This window comes from Empedobacter sp. UBA7248 (genome assembly GCF_002472945.1).
In the GTDB taxonomy this organism is placed as follows: Bacteria; Bacteroidota; Bacteroidia; order Flavobacteriales; family Weeksellaceae; genus Empedobacter; species Empedobacter falsenii_C.
In genome coordinates this window covers 342915-365959 of the sequence record NZ_DKSU01000008.1, presented here as the reverse complement: position 1 = coordinate 365959, position 23045 = coordinate 342915, and the positions used below count along the sequence as shown (strand labels likewise).

The window sequence follows — 23045 nt, the reverse complement described above, 5'->3', positions numbered from 1 at the left end:
TTTATTATAAAAAATCTTGTTTGTAATCAAATCTTCTTGACGGATATTAGAAACAGATATGTTTTAGATAAATGTAGCCTTACGATAAATAATTATATTAGTGGGTAATTTAATGAAATAACGAAACAAAGTTATATTTTGCTTTGTGAAATTATAATGTTATACAACATTTTATAAAAACTGGATAAAATGAAACATCAAGAAAAATTAAATCTACTTAAAGACTTTTTAATCCCAGAAATCTTTTTTGAAACAAGAAATGTATTTTCAAGATTGATTGAGAAAAGTATATATCACCCAGAAAGTTTAATTGAAGAATCAGTTTTAATAGAAGGGTATTTTGGTGTTAAAGATTATCAAAGTGAAAATTTTGCAACAATTTCACTTCTTGATTCATTAACAGAAGGATTTATTCGGCCATTTAGAGAGCTTGATGTTGAAGATTTATGGGGTGTTCTTAGTTCAATATTAAATAGTCAAAATATTGAATTTTTACGTCCGTTACTTACTAAAGAAATTTACGAAAACAGCTCCATTAATTATAACTTTTATAATTGTAGTAAAATTTTTAAATCAACTGATTTCATTGTAATTAAAATAAATTTCATGGAATTTGAAGCCTTAACATTAGTTAATAAACATGAAATGAATGATATATGTAGTCTTTGTGAAGATTTAAGAATAGAAGTTAATGAAATGAATAAAAACCACCATTGACATGGTTAATTTTTTAAAACTGACTTAATATCCCAAAATGGATTTTAGATTCTTTGAAGTCGAAAGAAGTTTCGTCTGTTTTACCAACTGCATAACTCAAATTAAAAATTCCCATTTTCGTTAAAAAAGAAATTCCAGTTCCTAAACTTAATAAAGAAGTGTTCAGATTTGCGCGTTTGTTATCAATAAAACCATAATCGGCGAAAAGTCCAATATAAAAAGCTTCGCTTGGAACAAAACGATAATCTGCACTCAAAAATCCGTACATATTTGCCGTAATACTTTCTTCGTTAAAACCTCTAAAACTCCCGAAACCACCAATTCTGTACAATTCGTTTTCGGAAAAATCATCGTCTTTTGTGAGTAAACCTCTAAACTCTGCACCAGCTTTTAAGAAATGTTTTTTGGATAATTCGAATAAACGAAACGTTTTTAGACCAACTTCAACTTGATTGACGGTTTTATTTTCCAAATCTTCTGTCCACGAGAAGTTTTTTTCCTTTTTACGAATCGAGTTTACCGCAACATTCAACATCGATTTTCCTTCCATCAAACGAAAAGGATGTTTCAGGAAATAGTGATAACTCAAACCAAAACCAATTTTCGAATAATCGTCGTAGCTCGATTTTAGATAAGAATCATCTTCCAACAAAAAGTTAGACGATTGTATAATTCCGCTCACACCAATATTCGAGTTGAGGTTGAGTTGATAAAATAATCTTTCCGAAAAATCTAAATTCACAAAAACAGAATCTTGCTTGAAAAGCTTGAAATTCGTTTCCGAACCAATCGCAGATTTGAATAAATAAGGTACTTTAACACCAATATTCAACGACGTATTTTTATTCGCTGTTCCAATCCAATTTAACCTGATTTCTTCCAAACTATTGAACACATTATTCAACGAAAGTTGAACATTTCCGTTTAATCTAAAATCGCCGTTATCATCAGTTCCAAAACCTAAAACACCATCAAAATAATTTGAATTCACTTTGCGAGGATACAAATATAAAATCGTCGAATCGGGCTTAAATAAAGTTTGTGGTAATTGCGCTTCTGCAATATAATTGGTTTGTTGCATTAATGTCGAAATCGTTGCCAACTTCTGTTCATTATAGACTTCGCCAGTTTTTATATTAAGTCCATGACGCATGTAACCCTTGGATAATTTTTCGTAACCAACCAATTTTACGCCATCAATTTTGCGCTGATTCCCTTTGTTTAAAACTAATTCAATTTTCTGTTCATTTTGTTCAAAACCATTTGGAATAAGTTTTATTTGCGTAAACGGATAACCTTGATTAGTGTTGATTGTGGCGATTTTATTTAGAATGGAATCTAAATTATTTGTAGGGAAATAATTATTTTTATTTTCGAACAATTCATTGTTTTTTACCCAAATTGTTTGGTACAATTTTCCTTTATTTAGATAAACTTTTTCATTTTTTATCGAATCAATCGTCAACGTATAATAACCTGTTTTTTGAAGCGAATCTAAAGATGAATCAAGATTTTTGCTTTCGAAGTCTTTTGTATACGATTTTGTATCATCATTATACCGTAAAAAATGATATTTTTTTTCTTGTCCAAAAAGCAAAATAGTTTGGATAAAAAAGAAGAATATGTAGCCTGAAAATCGCATTATTGTTTATAATAACGTGTAAAATAGATGTTAAGTATTTGTTTTACTGATATCTATTAGTGTTCGTTTGAAAATTAAAAATTATTTTTGACTTCAAATTTAAGATGAATGTTGAAATTATTTAAAATTACTGGATATTTAGAAGCTATTTCTGCGATAGTTTTGTTTTTTATCGCAATGCCAATGAAATATATTTGGGAAGATCCGACTTGGGTAACGCACGCAGGACGTGTACACGGAGGATTGTTTGTAGCTTATATTATATTGGTTTATTTATTGAAGGAAAAATACAATTGGTCTTGGAAAATTTTTATGATCTTTTTTGTTGCTGCAGTTATTCCTGGAGGAACAATTTGGGCAGAAAAAAGATTAATTGAAGGCAAAAAATACAAACAAATGTTGTCTGAAGAAGCGAAATAAGACATCGATTAGATAAAAAAGTAAAAACCTTAAACGTTATTGTTTAAGGTTTTTTTATGTGTTGGAATCAATATTTTTCTAAATAAAAAAAGCCGAAGATTAATCTTCGGCTTTTACAGAGCGGGAAACGAGACTCGAACTCGCAACATTCAGCTTGGAAGGCTGACGCTCTACCAATTGAGCTATTCCCGCGTAAATTTTCAAATCAAATTAAAAAGTACCTCAGGCGGGACTTGAACCCGCACGTCCTAATGGACACAGGATTTTAAGTCCTGCGTGTCTACCAATTCCACCACCAAGGCAAAATTTGATTTTTGAATTTAATATTTCAAAGAGCGGGAAACGAGACTCGAACTCGCAACATTCAGCTTGGAAGGCTGACGCTCTACCAATTGAGCTATTCCCGCGTTGTGAGTGCAAATATAAGGTCATTAATATTACTTTTGCAAGTGTTTTTCGAATAAATTTCACAACTTTTTTCTAATAAATTAATTTTGAAATATTTGACTTGTTGATTTTTTTTGAGAAATTAGGGAAAAATATAAAATAATGTATAGAATCAATGGATCGTAAAAATATTTTCTTATCTAAGGCTAAATTAATTCATCAAGATTTTTACGATTATTCTTTAGTTGAATATACAAATATGAATACTAAAGTGATCATTAAATGTCCTTTACATGGGGTGTTTAAACAATCTCCATATAAGCATATAAATAGAAAGCAAGGTTGTCCTATTTGTGGAATAGAAAAATCAAGAATTAAAAGAATAAAACCTTTTTATATTTTTTTAAACCAAGCAATCAAAATACATGGTGATAATTATGATTATAGTTTAAGTAAAATTGATTATGAAGGTGCTTTTAAAAAAGTTAGAATAATTTGCAAAAAGCATGGAGAATGGAGGCAAACTCCCGATAATCATATTAATGACAAAAAAGGATGTTATTATTGTGGATTAGAAAAATTATCTAAACATTTTTCTAGGACTCAAGATGAATTTATAACTCTTGCTAATAATGTACATAATAATAAATATGACTATTCTGAAGTAATTTATAAGGGAGCTGATGAGAAAATTAAAATAATATGTAAAAAACATGGAATTTGGGAACAAACTGCTCATTCTCATTTGAAAGGGCACAACTGTCCTAAATGTACTGGTAATATTCCTTTAACTAAAAAAGAATTTGTAGATAGAGCAAGAAATATTCATGGAGATATTTATGATTATTCTTTATCAAATTATATTAATGCTCATACCAAAGTTCTTATAAAATGTAAAGAACATGGAGTTTTTAAACAAACACCAACTGATCATATTCACTCTAATGGTAAAGGATGTAGTAAATGTGTTGAATCAGTTGGAGAAAGGTTTATTCGTCTTTTTTTAGAAAAAAATAACATTGAATATATTTATCAAAAAAAATTTGATGATTGTAAGGTTGTTAAACAATTGATTTTTGACTTTTATCTTCCTAAACAAAATATATTAATTGAATATGATGGTATTCAACATTTTGAACCATTATCAATTTTTGGTGGTGAAAAAGCATTTCAAAAACAATTAATTAAAGATGATATAAAAAATGTTTATTGTAAAGATATGTCAATTAAATTGTTAAGAATAAACTTTGATAAGTTAAATCATATTGAAGAGATTTTAATAGATGAAATTTTATAGAATTAATTATTCTTTCTTCAAAATAAAATCTTCTTCATTCGTTTTTCCTAAATTAAACTGAAATATTTCGCCATAATTTACAGGAATTTTGAATGCATTTTTGATTGGAATTTGCAACAAATAACACCACATCAAACGAATGATTCCTCCATGTGCAACAATCAACACTTTTTCGTATTGAGCATTTCGTAATTCGTTCATAAAATCAAAAAGTCGTTCTGACATTTCTTGCATCGATTCTCCATTTGGCGTTTTAGTTCCGACAAAATCGGCGTACCAAGGTTCAATTTCTTCCGAAGGAATTTCGTTCCACGATTTCATTTCCCAATCTCCAAAATTGAATTCTTTTAATCGATCATCAAAAATAATTTCATTCGAGAAAGTTTCTGCCAAGCGTTGACAACGACTTAACGGACTTGAAAAAATTATATCAAATTTGCTTTCAATTTTAGTATGAACTTGTACCACTTCTTGATGAAAAGTGTCAGCTAATTCCACATCAGTTTGCCCGTAACAAACCGATGAAGGAACGTTAACTTTTGTATGTCGAATTACAGAAACTTGCATAGAATTAAAACGCCAAGATAAAACAAAACTTCGGTAACTTGTTGCACTGTTCCCAAGCAATCGCCCGTATATCCACCAATATATTTCTTGAAATACCAGCCCAAATAAACTTTTCCTATGTAACAAAGTGGTAAAATCAACAAGAATTTCCATTCGCCAAAAACAATAAAAGGCACAAGACAGAAAAGAAAACTAATGACAAGATTTTTTATCGGAAGTGCTTTGTTTGCCATAGGTTTCGATTTACTTTTGTCGATATCTGTTACATATTCGTGCGTATAAATCGTCATTCCAGAAAAAAAACGACTAACCGAATGTGCTGAAATCAAGCTGAAAATCATCAACCAAAAATTATTTTCGGCAATGTGTTGAAGAGATGAGAATTTCAATAACAACAATAAGATAACGCCAATTACACCATAAGCTCCAATTCTACTATCTTTCATAATTGTCAAGATTTTTTCTTTGCCATAACCACCTCCAAAACTATCGCAAACATCGGTGAAACCGTCTTCGTGAAAGGCGCCAGTCAACAAAACACTTGTAATCATTGTGATAATAATGGCGATATCAACAGGTAAAATAAATTGACAAATCGTATAAATCAATGCATTGAAAGCGCCAACTAATAAACCAATTGCTGCATAATATTTCTGTGATTGATTCATAATTTCGTTACTATATGGAATTTTGAACGGAATTGGAATTCGTGTAAAAAACATCAAAGCTGTTAAAAAATAAGTGACTTCTTTTTTTAGCATTCTACTTCAGTTTCTTTGTTACTTACGCCTGCAGATTCGAAACTAGCCATGTCATTGTAAAAATTTACCGCACTTTTGATAATTGGATAAGCTAATGCACAACCCGTTCCTTCGCCAACGCGTAAATTGATGTTCAGAATTGGTTCTTCGTTGAAATAATTCAATAAATATTGATGCCCAGATTCATCACTTTGATGACAGAAAATAGCGTTGTTTAGAATTTCTGGTTTCAATTTAGACGCAACCAAAATCGCAGCCGAAGCAATATACCCATCAATCATCAACAACATATTGTGTTCGTAAGCAGATAACATTGCAGCTGTCATTTGAGCAACTTCAAAACCGCCAAAAGTGGCTAAAATTTGTTTTGGATCATTAATTTTCCCATGTGTATTCTTCGCTTCATTTAGAATATTGATTTTATTCTGTAATTGCTCATCATTCAAACCAGTTCCACGACCAATACATTGTTCAAGAGGTAAATCAGTCAAATAATGTACAAGCATCGACGCAGAAGAAGTGTTCCCAATTCCCATTTCGCCAAAACCAATAATATTTGTTCCGTTTTGAGCGATTTCGTCCACAATTTTCTTCGAGTAATCAAAACATTGTCCCAATTGATCTAAGGTCATGGCAGGTTCGTACAAGAAATTTTTGGTTGATTTGGCTACTTTACAATTTTTCAAAACCGAATAATCCTCGAAATCATAATTCACACCAGCGTCAACAATGGTTAAATAAATCTTATTTTGATTACAAAAAACATTAATCGCCGCTCCATTATTTAGGAAATTGAAAACCATTTGAGGTGTAACTTCCGCTGGATACGCGCTAACACCAGATTGTGCAATTCCGTGATCGCTCGCGAAAACAATCAGATGTGGATTGATTAATTCTAACTGTTTTTTTTGTTGAACCAAACCAATTTTAAGCGCGATTTTTTCTAATAAACCTAAGGCTCCAAGCGGTTTTGTTTTAAGATCAATAATGTGTTGAATTTCTTCTTTTTGCATTTTATACTAAACTAAATTTTAATAAAAAAATGCTTTCGAAATCAAGTGCAATCAATTCAACAAATAATAAAATACATGTAGTTTTGATTGAGCTTCAATCGCGAAAGCATCATCTAAAAAGTGGTCTGGCTTATAGTTTTTCTCTACTTACAGTTGCGCGACAGCTCAAGATTTGCACTCGATTCCCTTTTGTGTTAGCAAGGTAAGAAAATAATCATAAAAGCAAAAAAACTATTTTTTAATAGCAATTATTCCTTGTATTGTTGGTTCTATTGAAATATCTCCCATAATAATTTCTTCCGCTACGAAATCTGCTACATTCAATTTTAGTTTTTTTGGTAGATTTTTGCTTGTATAATTTTTATTAATTTATATGTTTTTTTCGTTTGAAGCTAATCGAATATCAATTGGTAAACCTTTTAGTACATCGCATTTTATGGTGTATTCCTCACCAACTTTTAAAGTTTGTTCTATCAATTCACCATTAATCAATAATCGGAAAGTAGAAAACTCTTGAATTCTTGTGTTAGAACTTTTAGTAATAATTATTTTAAATTCAATCGATTCATTTTCTATAGAATTATTGATCGGTAATGGATTGTCATGGCAAGCTGTATTATGTTTTTGAGCTTTTGATGAAGTACTCATTAATCCAAAAGCAGAAAAAATCATGACATTAGAAATCGTTTTTTTGAAAAGATTTTGACCTAATTGGCTTGGATGAAAAATACCACAATGAACGTTTTTTTTCTGAAATTTATTTGAAATTTCGTCATTTGTGAGGTTAGAAAAGTCAGTAATTTTATGTTGACATTTCGCACAAAAATTATCATCTCGTAATTTTTCTTTGCATGGGGTTGGAATTGTGATTTTCATATTTTTTAAAGTTTAGATTTATAATAGAGATGATTTTATGAATAAAAAGGTTGGTTTGATTTTTAGAAATAATTGATTTCGAATATTTGGATTTATGTAATATCTTTAACCACCTCTACTTTCCTTTAAAATAGCTATTATTTAAATGGAAAATTATCCCATCCCAACGAACGAAAAGCAAAGATTGCAAGCGGTTTACGATTATAATTTACAAGCGCATGATAAAGACGAAGAATTAGAAGTTTTTGCAAATGCTGCGAGTTTGATTTGTAATGCGCCAATTGCGTTAGTTTCTGTTTTTGATGAAAACTATCAAGTGATTAAAGCAAATTGTGGAATCGAGGTAGATATTGTTCCGCGACAACAAACGATATGTCAATTTTCTTTGGTAGAAAATGAAATTTTGGTGATTGATGATGTGACGAAATTTGAACCTGCAAAAAATATTGCTGGTGTAAAAGCCGCAAATATTCAGTTCTATGCTGGTGTTCCATTGATTGATGACAATGGAAATGCGTTGGGAACATTGTGTGTAAACGACCATTATCCAAGAACGTTGGACGAAAAACAACGTAATTTATTGATTCAACTTGGGAAAAATATTACCAAATTATTGGTTAGTAAAAAGCGAAAAAAAGACGCTTCTTACTTTCAAAATATCTATAAAATATCTAATAATCTTATTGGAGTTGCCGATATTAATGGTGTTCTAAAATCTATAAATCCTTCTTTTAAAGAGGTTTTAGGAATAAAAGATGAAAAGACAATTATTGCAGAAAACTTTTTAGATTTTGTTTCGGAAAAAGATAAGAAGAAAGTTAATACGTATTTATCAAATCTTAAAAATAATACAGATTCAATCAATTTTAAATGTTTGATGTGTTCCCCTGAATCTCAAGAAGAGAAGTTAGTGGAATGGTATACAAAATCTAACTTAAAAATTGATAACGAAATCTTTTTCTTTGGTCGAGATATTACGCTTGAAAATTCGAAAAAAGTAGAATTAGAAAATAGCGAACGTAAGTTTAGAAATTTCTTCAATTCTTCGCTTGGTTTAATGACAATTCATGATTTGGATGGAAATATTTTGTCGATAAATAAGACAGGATTAGAATCTATGGGCTATTCAGAAAATGAGGCAAAAGATTTGAATCTGAAAAAAATAATTCCAAAATCTAATCAAAAAGAATATCAAACCTATATAGAGACGATTTTGAATAAAAAGCAAGATTCTGGTTTGATGAGCTTGATTAAGAAAGATGGTTCGTTAACATATTGGTTATACAGTAATATTTTGGACAAAGATAACGAAGGAAATCCTGTTGTAATGAGTACTGCTGTGGATATGACACAAAGGACTTTATTGGAAAGAGATCTTAATCGTGTTCGTCAGTTGCTAGATCATACGTACGAAGTAGCGAATGTAGGAGGTTGGAAATATGATTTAGTGAAGCAAAAATTAATTTGGGCTGATATAACGAAAAAAATCCATGAAGTTGAACCAGATTATGAACCAAATGTAGAAACTGCACTCAATTTTTATGAAGCAAAAAGTAGTTATCCAAAAATAAAGAAAGCCTTTAAAGATGCGGTAGAAAAAGGAATCGAATATGATATGGAGTTGCAGATTGTTACCCAAAAAGGAAAAACAATTTGGGTAAGATGTAAAGGAATTCCAGAATTCGTAAACGGAGAATGTGTTAGCGTTTTTGGAATTTTTCAGGATATTAATGAGAGAAAACGTTATACGTTAGAGTTGACAAGACAAAAAGCTATTTTCGAAACGTTTATTAATCATGTACCAGCTTCTGTTGCAATGTTTGATAGTGAAATGAATTATTTAACATTAAGTAATCAATGGTGTGATGAATTTGCAATAAAAAAGAAAAATGTTATTGGAAAATCTCATTACGAAATGTACAATGTTCCAGCAGAAAGGAAAGCGATTTATGAAGCTTGTTTGCAAGGCGAAAATTATTCGAATGAAGATACTATTTATCGCACACCAAAATATGATACGGATCAACACTATTCGTGGGCAATTCATCCTTGGTATATCAATAAAAAACAGATTGGTGGTCTGATTATGTTTTCGCAAAATATAACAGAATCTGTCAAGAAAAATAAAGAACTTAAAAAAGCCAAAAAGAATGCTGATATCGCTAGTAAAGCAAAGTCTGAGTTTTTAGCCAATATGAGTCACGAGATTCGAACGCCGTTAAATGGTGTGATTGGTTTCTCTGATTTATTGTTGAAAACGCCGCTTAATCCAACTCAAAAACAATATTTGAATTTTATTAATGATTCTGCAAACTCATTATTGTCAATAATAAATGACATTTTAGATTTCTCTAAAATTGAATCGGGTCGAATGGATGTTTCGATAGAAAAAAATAATCTGTTCGAGTTAGGAAATCAAGTAATCAATGTGATTCTTTATCAAGCCGAAAACAAAAAAATTGAATTGTTGTTGAATATAGATAATAATTTACCTCAATTTATTTGGATTGATGAAGCTCGATTGAAACAAGTACTAATTAATCTACTTGGAAACGCTGTGAAATTTACGGATAGTGGAGAAATAGAACTAAAAATTAGTCCAGTTGAACCAATTGTGAAAGGAGAAAAAGCAAAACTGAGATTCTCTGTTCGTGATACAGGAATTGGGATAAAACCAGAAAAACAAGCCAAGATTTTTGATGCATTTACACAAGAGGATAGTACTGTTAGTAAGCGTTTCGGAGGAACAGGTTTAGGTTTAACAATTTCGAATAAATTATTAAATTATTTCGGAAGTCATCTAGAATTGCAAAGCGAAATAGATAAAGGTTCTACATTTTTCTTTGATTTAGAAGTTGATTACGAATATAATATTGAGCAACAATTTGATCATTTGGACGAAATAAATCATGTGTTGATTGTAGATGATAATCAGAGTAATCAAATGATTTTGCAACATATGTTGAAGTTCAAAAATATAACATCTGATATTGCGAATAATGGAATGGAAGCGCTTCAGAAAGTTTTGAATGGCGATGTTTACGATGTTATTTTGATGGATTATCACATGCCAGTTTTGAATGGTTTAGAAACAATACAGAAAATAAAAGAGTATTTTATAACAAAGAACACAAAAACTCCTTTAGTATTATTGCATAGTTCTTCTGAGGATGAATATCTAATTCAGAAAGCAAAAGAATTGGGAATAACTTCGCGTTTATTGAAACCAATTAAGTCTGAAGAATTGTTTGATACGCTGCGTAAAACGATTATTGATTCGAAAGAAATTCAAACCATAGAAATTGAAAATCAAGAAGAAATTTCGCAAGATTTTTCGAAACAATTTCACATTTTAATTGCTGATGATAATTTAGTGAATATGGCTTTAAATCAGCAGATTATAAAAAATATTGCGCCAAATTCTATTTTATATACAGCTGCAAATGGTGTGGAAGCAGTGTCGATTTGTCAAGAAAATAAAGTCGATTTAATCTTGATGGATATTCAAATGCCAGAAATGAATGGTATTGAAGCAACTAAGGTTATTCGTTTATTAAACAATTTTCAAGAAACTCCGATTATAGCAGTGACAGCTGGAAATGTAAAAGGAGAAAAGGAAAAATGTCTTGATGCTGGATTGAATGACTTCTTAGCAAAACCAATTCGAGAAAAAGATATTTTTGATGTCCTAGAAAAATGGTTAGACTTTTCTCAATATGAAAAGATTGAAACCAATGATTTTGGAAATCATCTTGATCTTTCGATGATAAATAATTATACGAAAGAAGACGAATCGTTTAGAAAAACATTTATAGAAATAATTATTAATGAGTTAGAAAAATCTATACTAGAATTTGAAACTTATTCCAACAAACAAAATTTAGAAGGATTAAATCAATTAGGTCATAAAGTAAAAGGAACAGCAAAAACTGCTGGACTTACAATTTTGGCTGATTTAACCGAACAAATAGAAAAATCAACTTCAATCAATTACCTACAAGAAAACCAGCTGATTATTAAAGTAAAAACCGAAATAGAATTAGTTATTAACTATTTAAAAAATATTTAAAAACCAATATTATGCAGATTTTAATTGCCGAAGACGATGAATTGATTTTAAAAACAATTGAACACAAACTGAAAAAAGAAGGTTACAAAGTTGTTTTAACACGAAATGGAAAAGAAGCAATCAGTAAGATTGAGACTGAAGATATTGATTTGATTATTACCGATATTATGATGCCTTTTGCGTCTGGTTTGGAGATTATTAGTGCTGTTAGAAAAAGTAAGAATTCCGAAACACCAATGATTATTTTGTCTTCTTTAGGGCAAGAAGATGTGGTAGTGGAAGCATTTAATTTGGGGGCAAATGATTTTATGGTGAAACCATTTAGTCCTATTGAATTGTCTGTTCGCGTGAAGAAATTACTAAAATAAAAGCATGATTATCCTACAAATTATAACCTATACCGAGTTAATCGTAGGAATCTACGTTCTACTTATTTTACTTTTTTTGATAATTATTTATACGTTATTGACAAGTATAATTGAATATAAAATCATTACAAAGAAAAATAAGTGGAATGCTATTATTGATCAAGAAATTTATGAAACAATTTTGGATGATCAATCCAATTCGAATACTGATTTTACGGATTATTTGAAATCAAGTTCATTCAAACATTATTTTATCAAAAAATTACTAAAAGCGGAACAAAATTTTTCTGGAAATTCAAAAGAAAGTATTCAAAATTTATTTGACCATTATCAATTAAAAAAAATATCCTTACAGAAATTAAATAGTCAAAAAAATCATGAAATTGCTGAAGCAATACAAGAAGTTACGGCGATGAATCATGTTGAAACTTTACCGAAAATCAAAAGTATGTTACAACATAAAAATGATTTAGTTCGATCTGAAGCGCAATATGGTTTAGCAAAATTTTCTGGTTTCGAAGGATTATTTTTTTTAGACAATTTACAGGAACAATTGACGGATTGGCAACAATTGAAGTTGTTGGATGCAATTACAATTTTACCGAATAATGATGAGGTTTATGTCATAATTTCAAATTGGTTAAAATCACCTAATCAAAGTGTGAAAATTCTTGCAATGAAATTAATTCGCAAGTTTCAATTGTTGCAAATGCACGATTTGGTTGCAGATAATTTGCACGATTCTGATGAAAAAGTTGTGGAAGAAACAATTAAAACATTAGTCAGAATCGAAGACAATTCAACTTCAAAGCTATTGATTGAACAATATCAAACGTGTAACGAAAAGTTTCAAATTCAAATTTTAAAAGCCTTAGATAAAATTTCTAATCCAGAAAATAACACATTCTTAGAAACTCAAGCAAAGGAAAATCCTTCATTTTCTGTCAAAAAAGCAAGTGTAAAAGCGTTAAATAATTGTTGTTCAAAAACCGATTTACAAAAACTTGCACATCAATCAAACTCTCCTGAATTAAAACAAATTATTAATCAAATTATCCAAGAAAACTAATCATGAATTGGCTAGAAACGGCTTTCGATTTTTTTATTTACGGCTTCCTTTTTTACTCAGTCCTATTAATTTTAGTGTATGGATGGATAGGTTTTTACGCAAAAGGAGCGATAAAATCTTATATCCGAAAAAACAGTTTTACAGATTATTCGCTTATTGCAACATCGCCCAATGCGCCAACTTTTAGTCTTATTGCGCCCGCTTATAACGAAGGTGCAACGATTGTGGAGAACGTGCGTTCGTTGTTGTCGTTGTATTACAATCAACTCGAAATTATTATTGTAAATGATGGTTCCAAAGATGATTCGTTGCAACGATTAATTGAAGCGTATGATTTGATTAAAATTGATTATTTCGTTGAAGGAAATATCGAAACGAAACCAATTAATGCGATTTATAAAAGTACAAATCCTGTTTTCAAGAAATTAATTATTGTTGACAAAGTAAATGGAGGAAAATCGGATGCGTTAAATGTCGGAATTAATATAGCAACAAATGGTTATATTGTTTGCATTGATGTCGATTGTATTTTGGAACAAGATGCGATTCTGAAGCTAGCAAAACCGTTTATGGATGAAGCAAAAGCAAAAATAATTGCATGTGGAGGCGTAATTCGTTTGGCGAATAATTGTACCATTGTTGACGGAAAAATTGTCGATGTTAATTTGCCAAAAACTCGTTTAGGAAGAGCGCAAGCGTTAGAATACATTCGAGCATTTCTTTTAGGAAGAATGGCGTGGTCGCGCGCCAATGGTTTGATGCTGATTTCGGGTGCTTTTGGTGCTTTTGATCGTGAAATTGTACTTCAATGTGGTGGTTACGATCACGATACAGTTGGTGAAGATATGGAGCTTGTTGTGCGAATGCGACGTTATATGCACGAGCAAAAATTAGCCTATAAAGTGGTTAATATTCCAGATCCGCTTTGTTGGACAGAAGTGCCAGAAAGTAAAGAAATTTTAACCAAACAACGCAATCGTTGGATGCGTGGAACGATAGAAACCTTGTGGAAACATCGTATTTTATTTTTCAATCCTAAATATGGAAAACTTGGAATGATGAGTTATCCGTATTGGTTTTTCTTCGAATTTTTAGGACCGATTATCGAATATATTGGTTGGATCATTTTCGTAGTTTTATTCTTTTTAGGATTTATTAATTGGCATATTTTCTTTCCTTTAATGGCTTTTGTATTGCTTTATGGAATATTATATTCGATTTATGCCATTCTGATTGATTTGATGACGTATAATGTTTATCACAAAAAAGGCGATATTCCGAAATTATTTTTTACGGCGTTTATAGAGCCGTTTACATTTCATCCGTTTGTTGTGATGGCAGGCGTGAAAGGGGTGAAGGATTTCTTTTTGAAAAATAATTCGTGGGGAGAAATGACTCGACAAGGTTTTGGAGGAAATCAAGTGAAAGAATTATCTATTTGGCAAAAACTGAAACTTGGATTCATTAATTTAGTTCAACAAACTACGTTTATTTCACTGATATATTTTTTAATTTTTGGATTGTCATCAATTTTCGAATTTTTTCTTTACAAAGAGAATTTAACACCAGAAACAAATCAAACACTATTTTTTGATTTGTTTGTGCATAATATCGTTTTTGCTTTAGATAGTATTTTTGTGGTGAGTTTTATTTATTTTTTGTTGCAATTTTATTCGATAAGTTGGGCAAAAAAATGGATCGTTTTTGCGTATTCTTTTTTAATTATTTCAAATGTTTTATTGATTAAATATTTTCAAACAACGCTCAATTTATTAGGTTCAGATTTGTTTTCTTATACGTTCGAAGAATTGAAATTAATTATTGGTGCATCAGGCGTTGTAAATAGTATAAACATTCTTTTATCAATCGCTGCAATAGCTATCTTAACAACGATATTTATTTACAGTTATAGATTAAAAATCAATCAAAAAATTCTTCAATTACCATTAATAATTTTGAGTTTTTTATCGTTTATTATTCCAATTAATTTGTATTTGAAAAGTACTCAAAATGATGAGTTTTCATCTAATCTAATTTTGAGTAAGTCGTCTTACTTTTTTTCAAATTCGATTGAACAATATGCAGAAGATAAACTTTCAGAAATTGATTTTTTAAACTCAAATTCGAGTTCAAATAATGAAGATAATCGACATTATTTTGATAAAACTAATTACCCATTTTTGTATCAAGATGAGAACAAAAATTTCTTCGCGGATCAATTTAATCTAACAACAGAAAAACCGAATGTTGTTTTTATTGTAATAGAAGGTTTGGGACGAGCTTTTAGTAACGAAGGTGCATATTTAGGTTCTTTTACACCATATATCGATCAGCTTTCAAAAAAGAGTTTGTATTGGGAAAATGGATTAAGTACTACGGGAAGAACGTATGGTGTTTTACCTGGATTGACGGGTTCTTTGCCATTTGCTGAGAATGGTTTTATGGAGCAGAAAAACTTACCTCAACATTTCAATTTGTATAATTTGTTGAAAAGTAATGGTTATAAAACTGGTTATTTTTATGGTGGTGATGCTGATTTTGATTTTATGTCGAAATACTTGAATTATTCGGGTGTTGAAACAATTATTGATGAAAATGATTATGAAAGTAATTATGCTAAAATTCCGTCAAATAATGGATTTTCTTGGGGATTTGACGATCATTCAGTGTTCAAAAAATATTTAGCAACGCAGAAAGAAAATAATCAACCGTATTTTAATGTTTTGATGACGTTAGCGACGCATAGTCCTTTCTTAATAAACAATGTTGAGAAATATAATAGGCAGTTTGAAACTTTGATTAAATCCCGAAATTATGATGCGATAACTTTGACGACAGTAAAAAAGTATAAACAACAATTGGTTACTTTTTTGAGTGTTGATGAAGCAGTAAAAAACTTTTTCGAAGCTTATCAAAAACGTTCAGATTTTAATCAAACTATTTTTGTGATTACTGGAGATCATCGAATGCCTGAAGTTCCGATGGAAACAAAGATTGATCGTTTTCATGTTCCGATTATTGTCTATTCTCCTTTGTTAAAGACACCGAAAAAGATGTCAAACATTGTAACGCATTTTGATGTTGCACCGACTTTTGTGACATATTTTAGAGATTCGTATCAAATGAAATTACCGAATTATGTGACTTGGATGGGACAGAATTTAGAAAACGGTAAAGCAAATTATAGAAAACAAGGCGTTCCATTAATGCAAAATAAAAATATTTTGGATGATTATGTTTTCCAGAATTATCATTTATCGGGAGGGAAATTATATCGAATCGAAAAGAATTTAACAGAAGATGTTGAACAAAATTCGAAAATGGAAACAGAGTTGAAAAATCGATTGAAAAGCTTTAAAACAAAAAACCATTCTTTGAAAAATACTCAAAAAATGGTTCCTGATTCTATATTTAATCGTTATATCAATTAGAATTTTCGGCTGTACGAGACACTTACATCAAATTGATTTCCTTTTTGATTTGGACGATATTCTTGATTGTAATAATTTGCACCAATTGAAATTAAATTTAAATCATTGATTGAAAAATTATAATCTGCTCCAATTTTGAAGGACTTCAATTTGTAAGTTGTATCCTCTAAAAGATTGTTGTTAAAATCTTCTGGCGAAATACCTGTACCAATCGCTAAGCTTAAATAATTGTTTGCATCGCCCGTATAATAACGCGTTGTGAATGTATACGAATGCGAAATGTTGTTGTTACTTGGTGTCACAAATGCACGTAAATTGAACCAATAATTTTTATAATATTTTCCAATTGATCCTGTAAACATCCAAACATCATCCGAAAAATGAAGTTGACGATAACCTAACTCGGCTTCAAAACTTTTAGGTAAATTAGCGTAAAGAGAGGCTCCTGTGCGATATTTAGGGAAAATTCCGTCACTATCCGAATATCCACCGCCAACGTACATGTAAAATGTATTAGAAAGTCTTGGATAAGCTTCTACTTCATATTGAACACCGTTATCTTTAAATTTGTTTGCGTAATTTACTTTAAATACCAATGAACCTATCGAAGTTTGTCTTTTATAACTAACCGAAACTTGATGCCAATCATCTGCAAATTGCTTGTCAAAATGTGAGTAATTATAATTTACACCAATTGCATTTTTAGTATTATTGATTTCGATTCGATTTGCTAATTCACGTGCTTCCGTATTTTTAGGATTAATCGCTAATAATTCTTTGATTGTTTTTGAAGCTTCTTCATAAGCATTATTAGAATTAAGAACTTTAGCTTTCAATAACAATAATTCTTCATTTTTAGGATATTTAATTAATCCACGATCAATAATAGAAACGGCTTCTGTATAATTATCATTCCAATATTCAAGTGATGTGTAAGCTAAATAGAAATCGGTAGAGGGATCCATGTTTTTTTCAATATTCTGAAAAACTTTTCTCGCTTCTTCGGTTTCATCATTCCACGTATATATTCGTCCCAAAAAAACAGCGATATCTGTATATTCTGGCGATTGATCTAAAGCTTGTAATGCAAGTTTCTTGGCAGTTGTATAATCTTTTTCTTCGAAAGCTTTGTGACGCGCTTCTTGAAATAAATCATCCGAACTTTTCGATTCTTGGCTATACGAAAATAATGGTAAAAAGGTAAGAGTAAAGAGTGTTTTTCTTAGAAATGATTTTTGAATCATGTGGTAAAAACGTGCTTTATTATGAGGATAAAGATATAATTATTTGGAGCATAAAAAAAGCTCAAGAAAATAAATTCTTGAGCTTTGTTGTACCTCAGGCGGGACTTGAACCCGCACGTCCTAATGGACACAGGATTTTAAGTCCTGCGTGTCTACCAATTCCACCACCAAGGCATCCACTTCTAGGAAAGAAGTTGAGCGGGAAACGAGACTCGAACTCGCAACATTCAGCTTGGAAGGCTGACGCTCTACCAATTGAGCTATTCCCGCGTGCAAATTGTAAAAATCAAATTAAAAAGTACCTCAGGCGGGACTTGAACCCGCACGTCCTAATGGACACAGGATTTTAAGTCCTGCGTGTCTACCAATTCCACCACCAAGGCAAAATTTGATTTTTATGAATTTTTATATTTCAAAGAGCGGGAAACGGGGCTCGAACCCGCGACCTCAACCTTGGCAAGGTTGCGCTCTACCAGCTGAGCTATTCTCGCGATTGGAGTGCAAATATATAAAATCAATTTCTAATAATCCAAATCAAATTTGAATAAAATTTTAAAAATATATTTGCACTTATTTTAATTAGTTGATAGGCATTAACATATCAGCTACTTCTTTTATTTTATCTTTCATCTTTTTACGGTGAACGATCATATCAACGAAGCCTTTTTCTAATAAAAACTCAGAAGTTTGGAATCCTTCAGGTAAATCTCTACCAATAGTTTCTTTGATAACACGTGGTCCAGCGAAACCAATTAATGCTCCTGGCTCTGCCATGATAACGTCACCAATTGATCCGAAAGATGCTGTAATTCCTCCGAAAGATGGATTTGTTAAGATTGTAATGTAAGGAATGTTGTTGTCTGCTAATTGAATTAATTTAGCTTCTACTTTTGCTAATTGCATCAACGAAATTGCAGCTTCCATCATACGCGCACCACCAGATTGTGTAATGATAATGTAAGGTGTTTTGTGTTTGATAGAATAATCAATTGCACGAGCAATTTTTTCTCCCATTACAGATCCTAAAGAACCTCCAATAAATTTGAAATCCATACAAGAAATTGTAATGTCACGTCCATGAATTTTTCCTGTCGCATTGCGAATAGAATCTGTCATTCCCGTTTTCTTTTTAATTTCTTTCAAACGATCTTTATAAGGTTTTGTATCTGTCCAATTTAATGGGTCTTTACTTTCTACTTTTGTATCTAATTCTGTGAATTTACTATCATCAAACAAGATATCAAAGTATTCTTGAGAACCAATTTGTACGTGATGATCATCCTCTGGACTTACATACGCATTTGCTTTCAGTTCTTCAGTTTCAATAATTTTTCCTGATGGTGTTTTATACCATAAGCCTTTCTTAACGTCTTTTTTAGACTCTGTAGGCGTTGTAATATTTTTCTTGCTTCTAATAAACCAAGGCATATTCTCTGTTTTTATTTGGGTAAGAATAATCTTAGTGAAAAGATTATCCTAAAGTATTAACATTATTTAAATCGTGGAAAGCTTGGATTAATCTATCTTTGAAAGTAACTTCTCCAGCTCTTAACCACACGCGTGGATCATAATATTTTTTGTTAGGAGATTCTGGACCTTCTGGGTTTCCAATTTGTCCTTGTAAATAAGCTGCATTTTCGTCAAAATATTTACGAATTCCTTCCATAAATGCATATTGTAAATCTGTATCAATATTCATTTTGATAACTCCGTAGCTAATTGCCTCTCTAATTTCTTCTAAAGTAGAACCAGAACCTCCGTGGAATACGAAGTTAACAGCGTTGTCTACACCATATTTTTCGTTGATGTATTTTTGCGAGTTATCTAAAATTTTAGGAGTCAAGACAACATTTCCTGGTTTGTAAACACCGTGTACATTACCAAATGCTGCAGCAATCCAGAAATTATCAGAAATAGATTTTAAGTTTTCGTAAACGTAAGCAACTTCTTCTGGTTGAGTGTATAATAATGAATTATCAACATTAGAATTGTCAACACCATCTTCTTCACCACCTGTGATACCTAATTCCATCTCCAAAGTCATACCAACTTTAGACATTCTTTCTAAGTATCTTTTGCACGTTTCTACGTTTTCTTCTAAAGGCTCTTCAGATAAATCTAACATGTGAGAACTAAATAAAGTCTTTCCGAATTTATTAAAATGTTCTTCGTTAGCGTCCATAATTCCATCAATCCAAGGCAATAATTTTTTTGCACAATGGTCTGTATGTAAAATTACAGTAGCTCCGTAAGATTCAGCTAAAGTGTGAATATGTTTTGCTCCCGCAATAGCACCTTTGATAGCAGAAAGTTGATTTTCTCCTTTTAATCCTTTTCCGGCATTAAAAGCAGCACCTCCGTTAGAAAATTGAATAATAACTGGAGAGTTTACTTCAACTGCAGCTTCCATTGCAGCGTTAATAGTATCTGAACCGATGACATTACACGCTGGTAAAGCGTATTGATTTGCTTTTGCATCATTGATAATGTCTTGAACTAATGAACCGGTAGCAACACCGGCAGGAAATTTTCTGCTCATTATGTTAGTATTTTGTGAAACAAATATAGATGTTTTTTTAGAAAGGATAATTAATTCCGAAGTGGATTCTTGGTTTAAGCAAGTTAAAATTGTCAAATTGCCAGCGATCACCTAATTCATAAGAAGGGTCATAAATTTTGTAACCCAAATCAAATCTTACAATTGCAAACGTACCAATGTGATAACGGAAACCTAATCCAGAACCAATTCCGAATTCTCTGTAAAAATCTTTGAACTTAAATAATGTTTCTGGACGATTTTTATTAACACCCCAAATATTACCAGCATCAAGAAAATATGCACCTTCCAAACTTCCAAAAAGATTGAAGCGATATTCAGCATTGAATAATAATTTCATGCTTTCGAATTCTAAACTTTGATTTTTAGAATCGATACGTGGTTTACTTCCAGGCCCCAATGTCAACGGTGCCCATCCACGAACATCATTTGCTCCTCCAGCCGAATAACTTCTTACAAAGGGTGCAACATCTGAGTTTCCATATGGTTGAATGATTCCGAATAAGAAACGTCCCGCTACGCTAGAATTTGAATTTAATTTGAATTTTCGTCTAACATCTACATCAAATTTTACGAATTGTGAATAAGGAATTCCAAAGATCAAACCTGCTTGATTTCCTTCTCGATCTGGTTCTGCTTTATTAAAACCAAAAGCCTTGTCTAAACCTCTTAATACATTTCCAGCTAATTCAATTCTCGCTTGAATAAACCAAGGATTACTTTTTGGTCGAAATGAATTTTCTTGATTAAATGTAAATTGATAGATAAAAGAGTTGATTAACACATTTTGAGAAATATTGGCTTTTCTATATAACATATTCTCAAAATCAACATACAACTTTGCATCTTCTCCTGTTAATGAACTTTGGAATCCTTTGTCAGCCTCGATTGCGTCTGTTAACTCATCGTCCGTTACATAAATTGGTGCATTAGGATTATATGCGTAGTATAAATCTTTTATTTCGTTTTTTGTATTATTATCTTTTGTAAATACTTCATAATAGCGATCTTTTTTTCGATTACTAATAAATTCCGTATTAAATAAAGAGACTTTGTGTTGAAACTCCGAACTCGAAATATCCATATCAAAACCAAAACCATAAGTTGTTTTGTCTAAACCTACATTTTTCTGCGTACTTGCATTCATTCTAATAGCAGATTCGGCTGTAAAACGTTTTGGTAAAATATTATCAAGATTAATTGGAGTCAATAAATAAGGAAATTTCAACTTTGTTTCGATTGCGATTTCATAAGCATTTAAGAATGCTTTATTCATTGAAAAATCTTTGTTGACAGAGCCTAAAGTTCCTTTCAAAGTTGTTTCTAAATTTTCTCCTCCTCCAAATAAATTTCTCGAAGTTAAAGTCATCCCGGGAGAAATTGCAAAGTTCATGTAGCGAGAAGCATAACTTTCGACAAAGAGATTCAAGTCATATTTCTTTTTTGGCGTAAAGAAAACGTCTACATTTAGGATAGAATCTTGTTTATTAATTCTGAATCCATGTAAGTTAATATTTTCTTTCTTGAAAATATTACGTTTTGTCTGAATTTCTTGTCGTTGACGATACAGTTGACCAGGACGAATTACAAATGCATCTGTAAAATATCTTGGTCGATATTCTGGCTCTTTTGTATATAAAACGTTATAATCTTTATATTCTTCTTTGATTAATTTACTTTCATCATCAACAAAACTGCGAGAATCTGCATAAATATTTATCTTTCCAAAACGATATTGTGTGAAAGGTGTAATACTATCCGTTTTCAACGAATCTTGAATATATTTATCAATAAACATCGTTACATCAAGACGTTTGTTACTTTTTAATGTATCGGCTTCAAAATATAAATCTTCGCCCGAATCATTGAAATCATAGTAGCCTCTATTCTTTAACAAATCGATAATACGATCGCGTTCTTCCTCAAATTTGTCAAAATTATATTGATCTCCAGCATGCAAAACAGTTTGTTTTCCAATAGGAGAATTAAGATATTCTTCTATTTTTTGATCAGATATTTTTTGATCATATGTTTCGATATATGAAGGTTCACCTAACTTAATATCATAAATCGTTTCTGCTTTTTTTGCAACAGAATCTTTATCATAGGAAACTGCTACTTTCGAATCGAAATAACCTTTATCATGAAATAATCGATTTAAGTTCTTTGCCGAAAATTCTGATTGTTGTTCATCCAACAAAACTGGCGCTTCACCTTGACTATAATAAAGACGTTCTTTCCATAAACTGTGCCCAACATATTCGCTCAGGTTATTCTTCGTTAACAAACTATCCAATAATTTTTGGTTACGAACCGAAGCATCTTGTCTATAATATTCCTGAAAAGTTTCATCAAATTTCGCAGGAGACCAATTGTAAACCCATTGCCAAAGAGGGAAAAAACCAAGAAACTTACCAGCTGGCTTTTGTTTCACATAATCACTTAAATCTTTGTTGATTATAGTTTTTTTCTTCTTAATATCGGGATCTTCTTTATCGTAGATAAATTTGTTCTTTACAAACAAATATTCTCCTTCAGGAACTTTCTTAGTTGTACTACAGCTATAAAAAAGTAATCCTAAACAAGAGATAATTGTTATATTTGTTGTAATTTTTTTTTGCATAAAT

16 protein-coding genes and 7 tRNA genes are annotated in these 23045 nt (G+C 31.0%); 7 read left to right on the top strand and 16 right to left on the bottom strand.

The window, feature by feature from the left end:
- Window positions 1–189: 189 nt before the first annotated feature.
- Window positions 190–717, top strand: a complete 528-nt coding sequence (locus tag B4A23_RS08765) for a hypothetical protein (RefSeq protein ID WP_291119046.1) — start codon at window positions 190–192, stop codon at window positions 715–717.
- A gap of 13 nt (window positions 718–730) precedes the next feature.
- On the opposite strand, the gene B4A23_RS08760 is transcribed toward B4A23_RS08765, so the two are convergent.
- Complete coding sequence (locus B4A23_RS08760; RefSeq protein ID WP_291119044.1) at window positions 731–2359, bottom strand: hypothetical protein; 1629 nt, start codon at window positions 2357–2359, stop codon at window positions 731–733.
- Window positions 2360–2467: 108 nt separating this feature from the next.
- Here B4A23_RS08760 and B4A23_RS08755 point away from each other — a divergent pair, with 108 nt between their 5' ends.
- On the top strand, window positions 2468–2779 hold the full coding sequence (locus B4A23_RS08755; protein ID WP_038333023.1) for a DUF3817 domain-containing protein: 312 nt from the start codon (window positions 2468–2470) through the stop codon (window positions 2777–2779).
- Between the two features lie 119 nt (window positions 2780–2898).
- Here B4A23_RS08755 and B4A23_RS08750 read toward each other — a convergent pair.
- The 3 genes from B4A23_RS08750 to B4A23_RS08740 form a co-directional block, all read right to left on the bottom strand.
- Window positions 2899–2971: transfer RNA gene (locus tag B4A23_RS08750), tRNA-Gly, on the bottom strand.
- A 26-nt stretch (window positions 2972–2997) separates the two neighbouring features.
- Window positions 2998–3081: transfer RNA gene (locus B4A23_RS08745), tRNA-Leu, on the bottom strand.
- A gap of 32 nt (window positions 3082–3113) precedes the next feature.
- A tRNA-Gly gene (locus tag B4A23_RS08740) sits at window positions 3114–3186 on the bottom strand.
- 155 nt (window positions 3187–3341) lie between these two features.
- Here B4A23_RS08740 and B4A23_RS08735 point away from each other — a divergent pair.
- Window positions 3342–4463, top strand: coding sequence for a DUF723 domain-containing protein (locus B4A23_RS08735; RefSeq protein WP_291119039.1), 1122 nt, complete (start codon window positions 3342–3344; stop codon window positions 4461–4463).
- 6 nt (window positions 4464–4469) lie between these two features.
- On the opposite strand, the gene cobC is transcribed toward B4A23_RS08735, so the two are convergent.
- The 4 genes from cobC to B4A23_RS08715 all read right to left on the bottom strand — a co-directional run bounded on the left by cobC (window position 4470) and on the right by B4A23_RS08715 (window position 7680).
- The gene (gene cobC, locus B4A23_RS08730) at window positions 4470–5030 is read right to left on the bottom strand and encodes an alpha-ribazole phosphatase (protein WP_291119035.1); all 561 of its coding nucleotides are present in this window, start codon (window positions 5028–5030) and stop codon (window positions 4470–4472) included.
- Window positions 5015–5791: an adenosylcobinamide-GDP ribazoletransferase gene (locus B4A23_RS08725; RefSeq protein WP_291119032.1), complete on the bottom strand. Its 777-nt coding sequence runs from the start codon at window positions 5789–5791 to the stop codon at window positions 5015–5017. Before B4A23_RS08725 ends, cobC begins: the two co-directional genes overlap by 16 nt.
- Window positions 5785–6804 carry a nicotinate-nucleotide--dimethylbenzimidazole phosphoribosyltransferase gene (cobT, locus tag B4A23_RS08720; RefSeq protein WP_291119029.1) on the bottom strand — a complete coding sequence of 340 codons (1020 nt, stop codon included), beginning with the start codon at window positions 6802–6804 and terminating at the stop codon, window positions 5785–5787. Before cobT ends, B4A23_RS08725 begins: the two co-directional genes overlap by 7 nt.
- A gap of 369 nt (window positions 6805–7173) precedes the next feature.
- Window positions 7174–7680 carry a hypothetical protein gene (locus tag B4A23_RS08715; RefSeq protein ID WP_291118994.1) on the bottom strand — a complete coding sequence of 169 codons (507 nt, stop codon included), beginning with the start codon at window positions 7678–7680 and terminating at the stop codon, window positions 7174–7176.
- Window positions 7681–7825: 145 nt separating this feature from the next.
- Between B4A23_RS08715 and B4A23_RS08710 the strand changes: the two genes are divergently transcribed.
- From B4A23_RS08710 to B4A23_RS08695, 4 genes are read left to right on the top strand one after another with little or no spacing between them, the layout of a single operon-like run.
- A complete protein-coding gene (locus B4A23_RS08710) occupies window positions 7826–11749 on the top strand; it encodes a response regulator (protein ID WP_291118991.1) in 3924 nt (1307 codons plus the stop codon).
- A gap of 11 nt (window positions 11750–11760) precedes the next feature.
- On the top strand, window positions 11761–12117 hold the full coding sequence (locus tag B4A23_RS08705) for a response regulator transcription factor (protein WP_180905097.1): 357 nt from the start codon (window positions 11761–11763) through the stop codon (window positions 12115–12117).
- 4 nt (window positions 12118–12121) lie between these two features.
- A complete protein-coding gene (locus B4A23_RS08700) occupies window positions 12122–13186 on the top strand; it encodes a HEAT repeat domain-containing protein (protein WP_291118988.1) in 1065 nt (354 codons plus the stop codon).
- 2 nt (window positions 13187–13188) lie between these two features.
- A complete protein-coding gene (locus B4A23_RS08695; protein WP_291118984.1) occupies window positions 13189–16617 on the top strand; it encodes a sulfatase-like hydrolase/transferase in 3429 nt (1142 codons plus the stop codon).
- On the opposite strand, the gene B4A23_RS08690 is transcribed toward B4A23_RS08695, so the two are convergent.
- The 8 genes from B4A23_RS08690 to B4A23_RS08655 form a co-directional block, all read right to left on the bottom strand.
- Window positions 16614–17861, bottom strand: coding sequence for a YaiO family outer membrane beta-barrel protein (locus B4A23_RS08690; protein WP_291118979.1), 1248 nt, complete (start codon window positions 17859–17861; stop codon window positions 16614–16616). The genes B4A23_RS08695 and B4A23_RS08690 overlap by 4 nt on opposite strands.
- A 90-nt stretch (window positions 17862–17951) precedes the next feature.
- Window positions 17952–18035: transfer RNA gene (locus tag B4A23_RS08685), tRNA-Leu, on the bottom strand.
- A 23-nt stretch (window positions 18036–18058) separates the two neighbouring features.
- Window positions 18059–18131: transfer RNA gene (locus B4A23_RS08680), tRNA-Gly, on the bottom strand.
- A gap of 29 nt (window positions 18132–18160) precedes the next feature.
- Window positions 18161–18244 (bottom strand) — tRNA-Leu (locus tag B4A23_RS08675).
- Window positions 18245–18279: 35 nt separating this feature from the next.
- Window positions 18280–18352, bottom strand: a tRNA-Gly gene (locus B4A23_RS08670).
- 88 nt (window positions 18353–18440) lie between these two features.
- A complete protein-coding gene (accD, locus tag B4A23_RS08665; protein ID WP_180905093.1) occupies window positions 18441–19289 on the bottom strand; it encodes an acetyl-CoA carboxylase, carboxyltransferase subunit beta in 849 nt (282 codons plus the stop codon).
- A 43-nt stretch (window positions 19290–19332) separates the two neighbouring features.
- Window positions 19333–20400 carry a class II fructose-bisphosphate aldolase gene (gene fbaA, locus B4A23_RS08660; RefSeq protein ID WP_115001650.1) on the bottom strand — a complete coding sequence of 356 codons (1068 nt, stop codon included), beginning with the start codon at window positions 20398–20400 and terminating at the stop codon, window positions 19333–19335.
- A 37-nt stretch (window positions 20401–20437) separates the two neighbouring features.
- Window positions 20438–23041: a BamA/TamA family outer membrane protein gene (locus B4A23_RS08655; RefSeq protein WP_291118976.1), complete on the bottom strand. Its 2604-nt coding sequence runs from the start codon at window positions 23039–23041 to the stop codon at window positions 20438–20440.
- Between the last annotated feature and the right edge of the window lie 4 nt (window positions 23042–23045).

What these genes read in the sequence shown, in the direction of transcription:
- B4A23_RS08760 (WP_291119044.1), bottom strand. Translation starts at nt 2,359, where the DNA reads ATGCGATTTTCAGGCTACATATTCTTCTTTTTTATCCAAACTATTTTG.
- B4A23_RS08695 (WP_291118984.1), top strand. Translation starts at nt 13,189, where the DNA reads ATGAATTGGCTAGAAACGGCTTTCGATTTTTTTATTTACGGCTTCCTT.
- cobT (WP_291119029.1), bottom strand. Translation starts at nt 6,804, where the DNA reads ATGCAAAAAGAAGAAATTCAACACATTATTGATCTTAAAACAAAACCG.
- B4A23_RS08715 (WP_291118994.1), bottom strand. Translation starts at nt 7,680, where the DNA reads ATGAAAATCACAATTCCAACCCCATGCAAAGAAAAATTACGAGATGAT.
- B4A23_RS08755 (WP_038333023.1), top strand. Translation starts at nt 2,468, where the DNA reads ATGTTGAAATTATTTAAAATTACTGGATATTTAGAAGCTATTTCTGCG.
- B4A23_RS08735 (WP_291119039.1), top strand. Translation starts at nt 3,342, where the DNA reads ATGGATCGTAAAAATATTTTCTTATCTAAGGCTAAATTAATTCATCAA.
- B4A23_RS08700 (WP_291118988.1), top strand. Translation starts at nt 12,122, where the DNA reads ATGATTATCCTACAAATTATAACCTATACCGAGTTAATCGTAGGAATC.
- fbaA (WP_115001650.1), bottom strand. Translation starts at nt 20,400, where the DNA reads ATGAGCAGAAAATTTCCTGCCGGTGTTGCTACCGGTTCATTAGTTCAA.
- accD (WP_180905093.1), bottom strand. Translation starts at nt 19,289, where the DNA reads ATGCCTTGGTTTATTAGAAGCAAGAAAAATATTACAACGCCTACAGAG.
- B4A23_RS08725 (WP_291119032.1), bottom strand. Translation starts at nt 5,791, where the DNA reads ATGCTAAAAAAAGAAGTCACTTATTTTTTAACAGCTTTGATGTTTTTT.
- B4A23_RS08765 (WP_291119046.1), top strand. Translation starts at nt 190, where the DNA reads ATGAAACATCAAGAAAAATTAAATCTACTTAAAGACTTTTTAATCCCA.
- B4A23_RS08705 (WP_180905097.1), top strand. Translation starts at nt 11,761, where the DNA reads ATGCAGATTTTAATTGCCGAAGACGATGAATTGATTTTAAAAACAATT.
- B4A23_RS08710 (WP_291118991.1), top strand. Translation starts at nt 7,826, where the DNA reads ATGGAAAATTATCCCATCCCAACGAACGAAAAGCAAAGATTGCAAGCG.
- cobC (WP_291119035.1), bottom strand. Translation starts at nt 5,030, where the DNA reads ATGCAAGTTTCTGTAATTCGACATACAAAAGTTAACGTTCCTTCATCG.
- B4A23_RS08690 (WP_291118979.1), bottom strand. Translation starts at nt 17,861, where the DNA reads ATGATTCAAAAATCATTTCTAAGAAAAACACTCTTTACTCTTACCTTT.
- B4A23_RS08655 (WP_291118976.1), bottom strand. Translation starts at nt 23,041, where the DNA reads ATGCAAAAAAAAATTACAACAAATATAACAATTATCTCTTGTTTAGGA.